Here is a 12971-nt window from a genome sequence, read left to right as displayed (position 1 = left end):
GAGCAGGTGTCGGGCCAGCCGGACGAAGTTCTGCGCGGCCAGCCGCTGCTGGAAGCCGATCAGGTCGGCGCTTTTACTACGGCACCGGGAGTCCGGCAGCTGTAGGTCGCGCCTGAGCACAAGACCTGCGAGAAGCCCCGGGCTCCTGGAGCCCGGGGCTTTTCTCGCCTCGGGGCCCCAGCCGCCCACCAGCCCGAAGAGAACGTGACATGGCCCCCGAGGAGCACGACATGAGCGCCAACACCGTGGCCCAGCCGACCACCGGCACCGACGACGCCGAGGCGGGCCGGAGCATCCGCGCCCTGCGCGAGCGGATCGACGAGATCGACACCGCGATCATCGAGCTGTGGCAGGAGCGGGCCCGCATCTCGCAGCAGGTCGGCGCCACCCGCGTCGCCTCCGGCGGCACCCGCCTGGTGCTGTCCCGCGAGCGGGAGATCCTGGAGAAGTTCCGCACCGCCCTGGGCGCCGACGGCACCCAGCTCGCCCTGCTGATCCTGCGCGCGGGCCGCGGGGCGCTCTAGCTGAGGATGTTCCAGGTCTCCGCGGTGTGGAAGCCCATCGCCGCGTAGAGCGGGACGCCCATCGGCGAGGCGTGCAGGAAGGCGGTGTGCGCGCCGGCCGGGTACGCGTCACGGAGCACCGCGGCGGTGGCCAGCCGGCCGTAGCCGCGGCGGCGGTGCTCCGGCGGCACGGCGATGTTGAACACCCCGACCAGGTCGTCGACCAGCACGCCGAACGACGTGGCGACCACCTCGCCGGCGACCTCGACGACGTACGACCGGGTCGCCGGGTGGTCCAGCAACGCCGGCACGGTGAAGCCCTCGAAGATCTCCTCGGGCGCCTCGAAGCCGGCAGCCAGCGCCCGCCGGCAAAGGTCCCGGTCGGCGCCCGACACGCGGCGGACCGACCCGTTGACCTCGTCCCTTCCGGTCAGGTCCTTGAGCATGAACGGCAGGGTCGTGCGCTGGTCGAGCTTGTGCGCGGCCGCGATCGCGGCGATCTTGTCGGCCTCCGCGGCACCGCGCACCTGCAGGCTCCACGGCAGCCCGGTCAGGCGCGGCGAGTCGGCGAACCCCGCGATCTCCTCCGGGTCGAGCGCCGGGCCGACCTGAATCACGCCGTTGAGCGTCGGCACGGGCAGGCCGGTGACCAACTCCGCCGTGCCGTGTGCGGCGGTGCGGTGGAAGCCGCCCGGCAGCGACTCCGCGCAGAGCACCATCGCCCGCATCCACGCCGCCACCGCGACGTCCACCCGATCAGTCACGCGATGACCGTACGAGGAAACCTTGACCGGATCAGCCGAAGGTGACCGATCACTCGTAGCGGACGGCGTCGTGCCGGGTCGTCGCGCCGACGAGGGGCAGCGCGAACAGCGTGAACACCAGCGCGGCCAGCGTGCCCGCACCGACGGCGCCCAGCACGGGCAGGCCCGCGCCGGTCCAGACGAGTCCCGCGCCGCGGGTCGTGGCGTAGGCGGCCACCAGTCCGAGCCCCACCCCGAGCAGCGACGTGACCAGCATGGTCGCGACCGTCTCGATCAGCACCACCAGGCGCAGCTCGCCGACGCGTACGCCCGACGCGCGCAGCAGCGCGAACGGTCGTCTTCGCTCGGCCAGGCCGCCGATCACGCCCGCCGTCAGCCCGCACGCGCCGATCAGCAGCACGAACAGCGCGGCGACGGCTCCCAGCCGGTCGAAGTCGGCGAACAGCGTCTCGAGGTGGTAGTCGACCGGATCGCGGTCGGTGTTGACGATCGCGTTGGGCACGCGGTCGGCCACGCTGGTGCGGACCCGGTTCTCGGCGGCCAGGCTGCCGTCGGTCGGCACGTCGTAGTCGGGCGAATCGACGCGGCGTACGGCCGACGGCAGGTCTAGCGGCACGCCGCCGGTGTTGATCCGGACCACGCCCGGCGGGATCCGCTTCGCCTCCTCGCCGGCCGGTGGGCCGGGCCGGTCGGCCGTGCTGCCGAGGTAGGCCGCCGCCATCGCGGCCAGCGCCACGGCGGCCACCGCGCGGAACGTGGCGCGCGGGTCGTAGGCGATGCGCCGCGCGGCCAGCAACGCCGGCGCCCGGCGGCTGACCCGGGCGACGCCGCGGGCGGCCAGCATGCACAGCCACGGCCCGACCAGCACGACGCCGGCCACCGTGAGGAGGGCGAGGACCGGGCGGAGCTGAGCCAGCGTCTCCGCGGTGCGGCGGTCGCGCAGCGGCACCAGGGCGAGCAGGCCCGCGACCCCGATCGCGAGCGGCAGCGCGGACCACGCCGTCGGCGGCGCACGGCGCACCCGGCGGTGCACGGACAGGGGGCTGACCTGCACGTGCCAGAGGGAGGCGAGGGTCGTGGCGACTGCCGCCGCAGGGAGGCCGACCAGCACGATCGCCAGCTCCCAGCCGGGCACGGCGACGTCCCCGGGCCAGAAGTGTCCACGTTGGAACACGACGGTCGCGGCCAGCACCCGCCGGCCCACCTCATAGCCGCCCCAGGCGAGCAGCGCGCCGACGCCCGCGGCCAGCCCGGTCTCGGTCGCGGCCACCAGCGCCGTCTGCGCGCGCGTCGCGCCGACCAGGCGGAGGCTCGCCAACCGCCGCTCCTGCTGGCCGGCCGCCACCCGGGTCACGATCACCACCAGGAACAGCACGGGGACGAGCACCAGGACGGTGCCCACTCCGATGCCCGCCGCCTGCAACGACAGGATCCCGACGCGCGGCGCCGTGCGGAAGAAGCCGTGCACCTCGCCCACCGAGCGGACGTCGCGCAGCTCGTCGGGCGCGCGGCCGATGATCGCGACGAGCTCGTTGTCGTGCGCGAGGCCGGCCGGACCGATCGTCATCGTGTCGCGGCCCGGGAAGCGGTCGTCGAGCTGGTCGTCGGGCGTCGCGGCGAGCAGCCGCCGCATGGCCGGCGACACGGCGATCTCGCCGGGGCCGGGCAGCCGGTCGATGCCCGGCGGCACCGGCGGATCCGCGCCCAGGGCCGCCACGTAGGCCCGGGTCATCGGCGTGCCCGCGAAGTAGTCGCTGACCGCGAGGAACAGCGCGCCGTCGCGCTTCTCGGCCGGCGGGTCCGCGACCTCGCCGTCGACGACCGCCGTCGCGGCGTCCTGCCAACTGACCCGCTCGGCCCGCCCGAAGGCGGCGTTCGGCGCGCTGAAGGCCAGCAACAGCAGGGCGCCGGCGACGCCGACCCCCGTCGCGGTGAACGCCCGGCGGAACTGCTGCTCCCGGCCGCCGGCGACGGCCAGCCGGAGCGCGACCAGGGCGTTCACCCGGCACCGACCGGCGCGGTGTCGCGGCCGTCGCGGACGAGCACGGTGCGGTCCGCGAACGCGGCCACCCGCGGCTCGTGCGTGACCAGCAGGACGCTGGTGCCCTGCGCGTGGGCGGCGTCGACGAGCAGCTCCATCACCTGGTCGGCGGCGACGGAGTCGAGGGCGCCGGTCGGCTCGTCGGCGAACACCACGGCGGGCGCGGCGACCAGCGCGCGGGCCAGCGCCACGCGCTGGCTCTCACCGCCGGACAGCTCGCCCGGCATCCGCCCGTCGAGGCCGTCGAGGCCGAGCCGGCGCAGCCACTCCCGGCCGGCGGCGAGCGCGTCACGCCGGCGCCGGCCGGCCAGCAGCAGCGGCAGCGCCACGTTCTCGACGGCCGGCAGCTCGGGGACGAGCTGTCCGAACTGGAAGACGAAGCCGAACGCGGTGCGCCGCAGCTGTGCCCGGTCGCGGTCGGGGAGGTCGTCGATCCGGCGGTCGGCGAACCAGACCTCGCCGGAGTCGGGGCGCAGGATGCCGGCGAGGCAGTGCAGCAGCGTCGACTTGCCGGAGCCGCTCGGGCCCATCACGGCGACGACCTCGCCCTTGGTCAGGGTGACGCCGGCACCGCGCAGGGCGTACGCGCTGCCGAAGGATTTGTGGAGGTCACGACCGGTCAGCAGCATCGCGCACCTCGTCGGCCAGGGTGCCCAACCGCGCCGCCGTGTGGTCGATCCACCGGAGGTCGGCCTCGATGTGGAAGAGCTGGTAGTCGGCGAGGATCGCGTCCTGGGTGCTGGCCGCGGCGCGGCGGGCCTTGGTCAGCCGCGCCATCGCGGCCAGGTGCGCGGCGCGCTGGGCGTCGAGGAACCGGTCGGCGGGGCGGCCGGACAGGACCGCCAGCACCACCTTGGTGAACAGCACGGGCTGCAGGAGCGGCTGCGGCTCCTCGGGCTCGCCGAGCCAGGCGCCCAGGTCGGTCACCCCCTCGTCGGTGATCGCGTAGCGCTTGCGGTCGGGGCCGGCACCGGCCTCGACGCCGACGACCTCGATGAGCCCGTCGCGGGTGAGCTGGGCGAGGGCGCGGTAGACCTGGCCGAACCGCACGGGCTTCACCCCACCGAATCGGCGGTCGTAGGACTGCTTCAGGTCGTAGCCGTGCCGGGCGGACCGTTCGAGCAGACCGAGCAACGCGTACGAGACTGTCACGGGCGTGACTATACCCAGCGGGTATACCCGGCGGAAGTAGTTCCCGCTTGCATCTCCACCAGGTGGAGATCGCAGGCTTGGGTCCATGCGGGAGCACTACTCGATCGGGGATCTGGCCCGGCGCACCGGGCTGCCGGTGCGCACGATCCGCTTCTACTCCGACACGGGGCTCCTGCCACCGACCGACCGCAGTCCCGCCAACCACCGCCGCTACGACCTCGCGGCGGTCGCCCGCCTCGACCTCATCCGTACGCTCCGCGAGCTGGACCTGGACCTCGCCACGATCCGGCGGGTGCTGGCCGACGAGCTCACCGTCGCGCAGGCCGCGGACCGCCACGCCGACGCGCTCGACGTGCAGATCCGGGTGCTGCGCACGCGGGCGGCGGTGCTGCGGGCGGTGGCCCGGCGTGACTCGACCACAGAGGAGCTGGCCCTGATGCACCGTGTCGTGCGACTGTCCGAGGACGAGCGGCACCGCCTGATCACCGACTTCGTCGACCGCACGTTCGGCGGCCTCGACGCCAACCAGCCGTTCGTCGACTGGCTGCGGTCGACGCTGCCCTACCTGCCGGACGAGCCCACCACCGCCCAGGTCGACGCCTGGATCGAACTGGCTGAACTCGTGCGCGACGAGGACTTCGTCGCCAGCGTGCGGCGGATGGCCGAGCACCAGGCCCTGGAGGTCGCCGAGGGCGGCCGGATCGGGCTGCACCACAAGCTGACCATCGAGGTACGGGACCGGGTCACCGCGGCGATCGACGCGGGCATCGACCCGGGCTCACCGGCGGCCGTGCCCGTGCTGTCGGACATCGTCGCGCGCTACGCGGAGACGTTCGGCACCACGGACACGCCCGCGTACCGCGCCAAGCTGTCGACCCGGCTGCGGACCGCCAACGACCCGCGGGTCGAGCGCTACATGCGGCTGATCGGGATCATCAACGACTACCCAGCGACGCCACCGCTGGCGCCGGTCTTCGACTGGCTGATCGCGGCGTTGTCCCCGAAATGACGACGACCGGGCCGGCGGTGGCCGGCCCGGTCGCGTCATGGCTGCGGTGCTACTTGATGGCGCCATCCTCCGGGAAGTGGCACGCGGCGCTGGCGCCGTTGGGCTTGATCGTCAACGGCGGCTCCTCGGTCGCGCACACCTCCTGCGCCTTCCAGCAGCGGGTGCGGAAGCGGCAACCGGACGGCGGGTTGAGCGGCGTCGGGACGTCGCCCTCGAGCCGGATGCGGCCCGAGGCACCCATCTTCGTCACATCCGGGACCGCCGAGAGCAGGGCGCGGGTGTACGGGTGGGCGGGGCGCTCGTAGATCGCGGTCCGGTCGCCGACCTCGACGATCTTGCCGAGGTACATGACCGCGATCCGCTGGCAGAAGTGCCGCACCACGGCCAGGTCGTGCGCGATGAACACGAACGCCAGGTCGAGCTCGCGCTGCAGCTCGCGCAGCAGGTTGATGACCTGGGCCTGGATCGACACGTCGAGCGCGGAGACCGGCTCGTCCGCGACGATGATCTTCGGCCGCAGGGCGAGCGCGCGGGCCACGCCGATGCGCTGCCGCTGGCCGCCGGAGAACTCGTGCGGGTAGCGGTTGTAGTGCTCGGGGTTGAGGCCGACCAGCTCGAGCAGCTCCTGGACGCGCTTCTTCACGCCGCCGGGCGGGTTGATGCCGTTGACCTGCAGCGGCATCGCGACGATCCGGCCGACCGTGTGCCGCGGGTTCAGCGACGCGTACGGGTCCTGGAAGATGATCTGCATGTCCTGCCGGAGCTGCCGCAGGCCACCGCCCTTCGAGTGGGTGATGTCCTTGCCCTCGAAGGTGATCTTCCCGGAGGTGGGCTCCAGCAGGCGCACCAGCATGCGGCCGGTGGTGGTCTTGCCACAGCCGGACTCGCCGACCAGACCGAGCGTCTCGCCCGCCCGGACGGAGAAGCTGACGCCGTCGACGGCGCGGACCAGGCCGGTCTTGCCGAACAGCCCGGAGCGCACCGGGAAGTGCTTGGTCAGGTCGTCGACGACGAGCAGCGGCTCGCCGGACGGACGGGAGGGCTCGACCGGCTGGGCGCCGGGCTCCTGAACCAGGGTCTCGGTCATTGCGCGACTCCAGCGGACGGTGCGATGTCTTCGGCGTAGAACTTCGTGCGGTCCGCCTCGGACAGGTGACAGGCGACCAGGTGACCGCGCTCCTTGACCTGGTGCAGCTCGGGCACGTCGGTGAACGACCGCTCGCCGTTGCGCCCGGCGTAACGGCAGCGCGGGTGGAAGGCGCAGCCGGTCGGCAGGTTGATCAGCGACGGCGGGTTGCCCTTGATCGGCACGAGGTCGGCCTCGGCGTCGCCGTGCAGCGACGGCACGCTGGCCAGCAGGCCCCAGGTGTACGGGTGCTGCGGCCGGCGCATGACCTGCTCGACGCTGCCGAACTCGACCGCGCGGCCGCCGTACATGACCAGCACGTCGTCGGCGACCTGGGCGACCACGCCGAGGTCGTGCGTGATCATGATGATCGCGGAGTTGAACTCGCGCTGCAGGTCTTCGAGCAGGTCGAGGATCTGCGCCTGCACGGTCACGTCGAGCGCGGTGGTCGGCTCGTCGGCGATCAGCAGGTCGGGGTCGTTGACCAGGGCCATGGCGATCATCGCGCGCTGCCGCATGCCGCCGGAGAACTCGTGGGGGTACGAGTCCGCCCGGCGCGCCGGCTGCGGGATGCCCACCCGGCCGAGCATGTCGATCGCGCGTTTCTTGGCCTCGCTCTTGGAGGCGTTCGGGTGGTGGACCTTGAAGGCCTCGGCGATCTGCGCGCCCACCTTGTAATAGGGGTGCAGCGCGGACAGCGGATCCTGGAAGATCATCGACATGTCACGGCCGCGCAGGCGCCGGGTCTGCTCCTCGCTCATGCCGACGACGTTGCGCCCGCCGACCAGGATCTCGCCGGAGATCCGGGCCCGCTTCGTGTTGTGCAGGCCCATGATAGTCAGCGAGGTGACGCTCTTGCCGGAGCCGGACTCGCCGACGATGCCGAGCGTCTGGCCGCGTTCGACCGAGAACGACACACCGTCGACGGCCTTGACGACGCCGTCCTCGGTCGGGAACTGCACCCGCAGGTCGCTGACCCGCAGGTACGCCCCTGTGTCGGTGGTCTCCGGGCTCTTGGGCGCCGAGGCTGGTGCGGTCACTGTTGTTCTCCCTCGCGCTTCAGCTCAGCCGGACCCGTGGGTCGATCACGGCGTACAGCACGTCGACGATCAGGTTGGCCACGACGATGAACACCGCCGCCAGGAGCACCGTGGCGACGACGATCGGCAAGTTGAGGAAACTGACGGCCTCGACGGTCTCCTTGCCGAGACCGCGCAGGCCGAAGATGGTCTCGGTGATGAACGTGCCGCCCAGCGACGCGCCGATGTCCAGACCGGCGATCGTCACGATGGGGGTGATCGCGGCGCGCAGCGCGTGCTTGGTGTAGACCCGGCGCAGCGGCAGGCCCTTGGCGCGGGCGGTGCGCACGTAGTCTTCCGACAGCGTCTCCAGCATCTGGGCGCGGGAGAGCCGGGCGTAGATCGCGGAGTTCAGGAAGCCCAGCGTGATCCAGGGCAGGATCAGGCCCTGCGCCCACTTGGCTGGGTTGTCCGTGAACGGCGTGTAGGACGGGAACGGCAGGATGCCGCTCGTATAGACGAGAACGTAGAGCAGGATCAGGCCGAAGAAGAAGACCTGCATCGACGCGCCGGTCAGCGAGATGCCGATCGCGACCTTGTCGAACAGCGTGCCTCTGCGTAAAGCCGAGATCATGCCCAGGGACACGCCGATCAGCAGCCAGAGGATCGCGGCGCCGAAGACGATGCTGATCGTGACCGGCACGGTGCGACCGAGGATCGACGTCACCGCCTCGTTGTTGCGGAACGAGAAGCCGAGGCAGGGCGCGTCGCACCGCTGCTCGAAGGCGGTGCCTTCGGCGTAGGTGCGGCCGACGAAGATGCCCTTCATGAACGAGGTGTACTGCTCGGCGATGGGGTCGCGCAGCCCGAGCCGGGTCTCCACCGCCGCGATGCTCGCCGCGTCGCAGTTCTTCCCGCACATCACCTTGGCCGGCGACGACGGCACGGCGAAGAACAGACCGAAAACGATGATGCTGATCGCGATGAGCGTCACGACGCCCACTAGCACGCGTCGGGTGATGAACCGGAGCATGGTGCGCACCTATCCGATGGAGATTGCCGGTGGGGTGCGGGTGGCCTCCTGGTGAGAGACCACCCGCACCCGATTACAGCGGTTCAGCGATTACTGGTTACGGCTTGACGTAGATCTTGTTCAGCTGGATGGCGCCGAAGGCGTCACTCAGGAACACGTTGCCGAGCTTCGAGCCGTAGATCTCGTGGGTGGCGTCGTAGTACGCCGGGATCTCGGGCAGGAAGTCCTGCATGATCTTCTTGTCGAGGGCGGTCCAGGCGGCGTCCTGCTCGGCGGCCGGCAGCGTCTTGATCCGGTCGATCTCGGTGTTGACGCTGTCGTCGTTGAAGTAGGCCAGGTTGTTGTTGCCCTCGTCGACGATCTCGCGACCGTCGTAGATCGGCGGGATGATCGTCGAGCCGGTCGGCCAGTCCGAACCCCAACCGTGCAGGTACAGGTCGTACGGGTTGTTCTTACGGCCGACCTGGTCGTAGTAGCTGGTGGCCTCGATGGCCTTCAGCGTGACCTTGAAGCCGGCCTTCTCCAGGCTGGCCCGGATCGCCTCGGCCTGCGCGGTGCGCAGCGCGGTGTTGCTGTGCGCCAGCACCATCGGCGGCGGCGTGGTGCCACCGAGGATCTCCTTGACCTTGTTGACGTCACCGGTCGGCGGGGCGTTGTAGACGTCGAACTTCACGAAGCCCGCGGTGGTCGGGGACATCAGCGTGCTGGCCGGCTCACCGGCGGACGAGCCACCGATGGCCTTGAGCGCCGCGTCACGGTCGAGGCCGTAGTAGAGCGCCTCGCGGATCTTCTTGTCCTTGATCCGCAGGTTGTTCACACCCAGGTACCACACGTACTGCGTGGGGCCCTTGGCAATGCGGTTGGCGACGTTCGGCGTCGTGGTGCGCGGCAGCACGGCCGGCGGGGTGTCGCCCCAGCCGAACGAGGCCTGGTCGGCCGGCGCGTCGGCGACGAGCCGCTCCGAGATCTGCTGCTGCTCGAGGCCGAAGGTGAACTTGAAGCCGTCCGGGTACGCGTTGCGGATCGGGTCCGTGTTGGCGTCCCAGTTCGGGTTGCGCTCGAGCTCGAGCAGGTTGTCGCGGGTGTAGGTCTTGACCTTGTACGGGCCCGACGAGAACGGACGCAGGTCGTAGTTGCCCTTGGTGTCCTTGCCCTGCGGCACCGGTGCGGAGGTCGGCAGCGCCGCCGCGTACGGCATGTCGCAGTGCGGGTCCGCGAACGTGAACTTGATGGTCTTGTCATCGGGCGTCTCGATGCCGGCCGGCATCTGGTTGCCCTCGTAGGGGCCCTTGTAGGTGGCGTTGTAGGTGCCACCCGGGTAGAGCCACTGCTGGATGTAGTGCGGGCCCTCGTTGAGCTCCGGGGCAAAGCTACGGGCGATGCCGTACGCGATGTCCTTCGACGAGATCGCCGAGCCGTCCTCGTACTTCAGGCCGTCGCGGAGCTTGAACTCCCAGACCTTGCAGTCCTTGTTGACGTCGGTGCCCGGGTTGGTGGCCAGGTCGCCGACCAGCAGCATCTTGCCGGTGCCGTCCTCGACGTAACCGTTGAGCGACCGGTAGATCAGGTTGCCCGTCAGCTGCTGCAGGTTGACGTAGTTACGGGCCGGGTCGAGGTGCTCGAAGTCGGCCGGGTACATGGACGTGACGATGCCACCCTTGGTGGCGCCGTCGACGGCCTTGGCGGGGCCGGTGTTGTCAGCAGCCTCGTAGGAGATCGACCCGCTCTGGGTCTTCGCCTCCCCGCTGTTGCCACCCCCGCCGTCATTGGTGGTTGCGTTACAACCCGTGGCGGTAAGCGCCACGGCAAGAGCGCCGACGATCAGCGCTCCTCCCTTGTTTCGCACGATCTTCTCCCTTCCCGCCCGGCTGGGGCTCCCTCAGCTCCCGAGATTCCGAACGAAACGTGCGTGGTGCAGAAGTCTTCTGGTCTCCGCGCGGGGTTATCGCGTGGACTTCGGGTCCAGTGCGTCGCGCAGCGAGTCGCCGAGCAGGTTGAACGCGAGCACGAGGATGAAGATCGTGAGGCCGGGCCACAGCGTGTAGAACGGGTCGCTGGCCACGAAGGCGATCGAGTTGAAGATCATCCGACCGAGGTCCGGCGTGGGCTCGATGACGCCGATGTTGACGAAGGCCAGGGCGGCCTCGGTGGTGATGAAGGCCGGCACGTTCAGCGACAGCGTGACCAGGATGGGCGCCCAGATGTTGGGCAGCAGCTGTCGGAACAGGATGTGCCGGGTGCCGGCGCCGGCCGCGCGCGCGGCCTCGACGAACTCCCGCTCGCGCAGGGCGATCACCTGGCCGCGGACGAGCCGGGCCGTGTAGGTCCAGCTGAACAGGGCGAAGGTCCCGATGATCAGCATGACCCGGAAGCTGGCCGGGATCGCGTCGCGCTCACCGTAGAAGTTGTCCTCGACGATCGGGATGACCGCGAGGGCGAAGATCAGGAACGGGAATGCCAGCGTCAGGTCGATGACCCAGTTGATTGCGGTGTCGAGCCAACCGCGCGCGTAACCCGCGGCGATGCCGATCAGAACGCCGATGGTCGAGGCGACGATCGCCGAAGCGAAGGCGATCAATAGCGAGGTGCGCATGCCGTAGACCAGCTGCATAAGGATGTCGCGGCCGTTGCCCGGCTCCAGGCCCAACCAGTGGGTGCTGTTCATGCCGCCGGCGTAGCCGAGCGGCATCGCGAAGTCGTTGAGCTTGTCGGTGAACGGCTGCGTCGGCGACATGCCGCGCAGCTTGCCGATCACCGGCGCGAGCAGGGCGATGACGAGCAGCACCAGCAGCGTGATCGCGCTGATTTTGGCCGTGCGGTCGCGCTTGAGTCGCAGCCAGGCGAGTTGACCGGGCGAACGACCGACGAACGCCTTGGCCTTCTCGTCAACAGGAGCGTCGACCGGGGAATTGACCTCCAACGCGACCGTGCCGCCCAGGCCGTCGGTTGCCGCGGCAGCCGGGACGTCAGGCGTCGAGTCGGTCTTCCTCATGGACGGGGGCCTCCTAGATCGGACGAAGGGTCGCTTCGCCTGTTCGGCAAAAGCTAGCCCGCATGAAGCGAGTTCGGAATAGTCGAATGCATCGTTCAGATAACAGTGACGTCTCCGAACGGGCAGTCGGGTGTAACAGCGAGCCGACTGTGCACATCAGACGGAAGGCAGCGCAAATCGGACCAAATCGACGGACCTCCGTGCTATCGATTGGACCGATTTGCAACCTTCCACAAGTGAGCCCAGCAGCCACCCGCCATCATTCCGGCACGCTCCGTGCAGATGACGAGACGCGTCGGCGGAGATTTTAGGTTGCACGGATGAGGGAACATTGAAGTGGAGCCTTGCGGCCACACGGCAGGTTGTGTCACCACCGTGGGCACACGCGAACTAGATCAAACACACCTGGGCGCGATCGCACAAGAGGCAGCGCGGCGACGAAACAAAAGCTTCACGACCGGCCCGCACTCCCGGCCGCACAACGACCACGGCGAGTGTCCGCGCTGACCGATGGCCGCCGGGTCGACCGCACAACAAAGCCGCCGATCCCGCTCCCCGATCACGACGGCCCGTGCCCTCCGGAAGGTCCCGAGGCGACCGCGCCACCCGCACGAGAAACACGGACGGCCCGCGTCGCTGTGGACCGGGCCGAGTCACAGGTACGCCACGGCATTGAGTGCCGACAACGACTACGGCCCGCTTGCGGAGGCCATGGTGCGCTGGGCAAGGGGTCAGGCCGTCGAACGGCACGCGGGGAATGGCAAGCGGCATTTGGCGAGGCGGGCGCGCCGTTCCGCACGCACGGCTACGACAAGGTGCCGGGGCGGCTGCCGCTGGCGCCGGCCGGCCGCGGGCTGACCGACGCGCAGCGCCGCCGCCGCTCGGTGGCCCGGGCGGTCGGCGGTCACGCAGCAAGCTCACCCGCGCGGACGGACCTCAACGCCAGCAGCCGGACCCGTTCGAACCGCCACGCCCAAGCGCACCGCCGCCACCCGACCAACAGACCTCAGCCTGACGGCGAGCGCTAGGTTCACCGAGAGCATCCGACTGAGCGCAGCTCGCCGCCGACCCGTTCGCGGCGCCGCAACGCAACGCCGGTGTCGAAACCCACGATCCGGCTGTGCAGCGCCGCCTGGCACAGACCACCGCCCGCCACAGCTTGACGGCAAGCGTCAGCATCCGAACGGATCCGAACCCACTAGCGGCGCGGCGAATCGCAACATTGCCGCCTTCGCGAGGATGGGCCACCGCCCGCCACAGCTTGACGGCAAGCGTCAGCATCCGAACGGATCCGAACCCACTCGCGGCGCGGCGAATCGCAACGTAGCCGCC

Annotated in this window: 11 protein-coding genes; 2 read left to right on the top strand and 9 right to left on the bottom strand. The window is 70.4% G+C overall.

What is annotated here, in order from left to right; all coding sequences use genetic code 11:
* Positions 1-230: 230 nt before the first annotated feature.
* Positions 231-524, top strand: a complete 294-nt coding sequence (locus AB0H87_RS27690) for a chorismate mutase (RefSeq protein WP_360151668.1) — start codon at positions 231-233, stop codon at positions 522-524.
* Here AB0H87_RS27690 and AB0H87_RS27685 read toward each other — a convergent pair.
* The 4 genes from AB0H87_RS27685 to AB0H87_RS27670 are packed head-to-tail and all read right to left on the bottom strand — an operon-like array spanning position 521 to position 4460.
* The gene (locus tag AB0H87_RS27685) at positions 521-1267 is read right to left on the bottom strand and encodes a GNAT family N-acetyltransferase (RefSeq protein ID WP_360151665.1); all 747 of its coding nucleotides are present in this window, start codon (positions 1265-1267) and stop codon (positions 521-523) included. The two genes, AB0H87_RS27690 and AB0H87_RS27685, sit on opposite strands and share 4 nt — an antisense overlap.
* Before the next feature lie 49 nt (positions 1268-1316).
* Positions 1317-3269 carry an ABC transporter permease gene (locus AB0H87_RS27680; protein WP_360151663.1) on the bottom strand — a complete coding sequence of 651 codons (1953 nt, stop codon included), beginning with the start codon at positions 3267-3269 and terminating at the stop codon, positions 1317-1319.
* Positions 3266-3937 (bottom strand): ABC transporter ATP-binding protein, encoded by a 672-nt coding sequence (locus AB0H87_RS27675; RefSeq protein WP_360151661.1) that lies wholly within the window; start codon positions 3935-3937, stop codon positions 3266-3268. Before AB0H87_RS27675 ends, AB0H87_RS27680 begins: the two co-directional genes overlap by 4 nt.
* On the bottom strand, positions 3918-4460 hold the full coding sequence (locus AB0H87_RS27670; protein ID WP_360151658.1) for a PadR family transcriptional regulator: 543 nt from the start codon (positions 4458-4460) through the stop codon (positions 3918-3920). Before AB0H87_RS27670 ends, AB0H87_RS27675 begins: the two co-directional genes overlap by 20 nt.
* An 85-nt stretch (positions 4461-4545) precedes the next feature.
* Between AB0H87_RS27670 and AB0H87_RS27665 the strand changes: the two genes are divergently transcribed.
* Positions 4546-5469, top strand: a complete 924-nt coding sequence (locus AB0H87_RS27665) for a MerR family transcriptional regulator (RefSeq protein WP_360151655.1) — start codon at positions 4546-4548, stop codon at positions 5467-5469.
* 49 nt (positions 5470-5518) lie between these two features.
* Here AB0H87_RS27665 and AB0H87_RS27660 read toward each other — a convergent pair whose 3' ends face one another.
* From AB0H87_RS27660 to AB0H87_RS27640, 5 genes are all read right to left on the bottom strand, one after another.
* Positions 5519-6556 (bottom strand): dipeptide ABC transporter ATP-binding protein, encoded by a 1038-nt coding sequence (locus AB0H87_RS27660; protein ID WP_360151652.1) that lies wholly within the window; start codon positions 6554-6556, stop codon positions 5519-5521.
* Positions 6553-7635: an ABC transporter ATP-binding protein gene (locus tag AB0H87_RS27655; RefSeq protein WP_360151649.1), complete on the bottom strand. Its 1083-nt coding sequence runs from the start codon at positions 7633-7635 to the stop codon at positions 6553-6555. Before AB0H87_RS27655 ends, AB0H87_RS27660 begins: the two co-directional genes overlap by 4 nt.
* A gap of 19 nt (positions 7636-7654) precedes the next feature.
* Positions 7655-8647 carry an ABC transporter permease gene (locus AB0H87_RS27650; RefSeq protein WP_360151646.1) on the bottom strand — a complete coding sequence of 331 codons (993 nt, stop codon included), beginning with the start codon at positions 8645-8647 and terminating at the stop codon, positions 7655-7657.
* A 97-nt stretch (positions 8648-8744) separates the two neighbouring features.
* Complete coding sequence (locus AB0H87_RS27645; RefSeq protein ID WP_360151643.1) at positions 8745-10493, bottom strand: ABC transporter substrate-binding protein; 1749 nt, start codon at positions 10491-10493, stop codon at positions 8745-8747.
* Positions 10494-10589: 96 nt separating this feature from the next.
* Positions 10590-11639 carry an ABC transporter permease gene (locus tag AB0H87_RS27640; protein ID WP_360151640.1) on the bottom strand — a complete coding sequence of 350 codons (1050 nt, stop codon included), beginning with the start codon at positions 11637-11639 and terminating at the stop codon, positions 10590-10592.
* Positions 11640-12971: the final 1332 nt, after the last annotated feature.

This window comes from Asanoa sp. NPDC050611 (assembly GCF_040654855.1).
In the GTDB taxonomy this organism is placed as follows: domain Bacteria; phylum Actinomycetota; class Actinomycetes; order Mycobacteriales; family Micromonosporaceae; genus Asanoa.
Note: the sequence above shows the minus strand (reverse complement) of the source record. Positions and strands in the feature narration are given on the sequence as shown.

Bases quoted from the DNA above. Each gene is read 5' to 3' on its own strand.
- AB0H87_RS27690 (WP_360151668.1), top strand. From the start codon at position 231: ATGAGCGCCAACACCGTGGCCCAGCCGACCACCGGCACCGACGACGCC.
- AB0H87_RS27675 (WP_360151661.1), bottom strand. From the start codon at position 3,937: ATGCTGCTGACCGGTCGTGACCTCCACAAATCCTTCGGCAGCGCGTAC.
- AB0H87_RS27665 (WP_360151655.1), top strand. From the start codon at position 4,546: ATGCGGGAGCACTACTCGATCGGGGATCTGGCCCGGCGCACCGGGCTG.
- AB0H87_RS27660 (WP_360151652.1), bottom strand. From the start codon at position 6,556: ATGACCGAGACCCTGGTTCAGGAGCCCGGCGCCCAGCCGGTCGAGCCC.
- AB0H87_RS27650 (WP_360151646.1), bottom strand. From the start codon at position 8,647: ATGCTCCGGTTCATCACCCGACGCGTGCTAGTGGGCGTCGTGACGCTC.
- AB0H87_RS27640 (WP_360151640.1), bottom strand. From the start codon at position 11,639: ATGAGGAAGACCGACTCGACGCCTGACGTCCCGGCTGCCGCGGCAACC.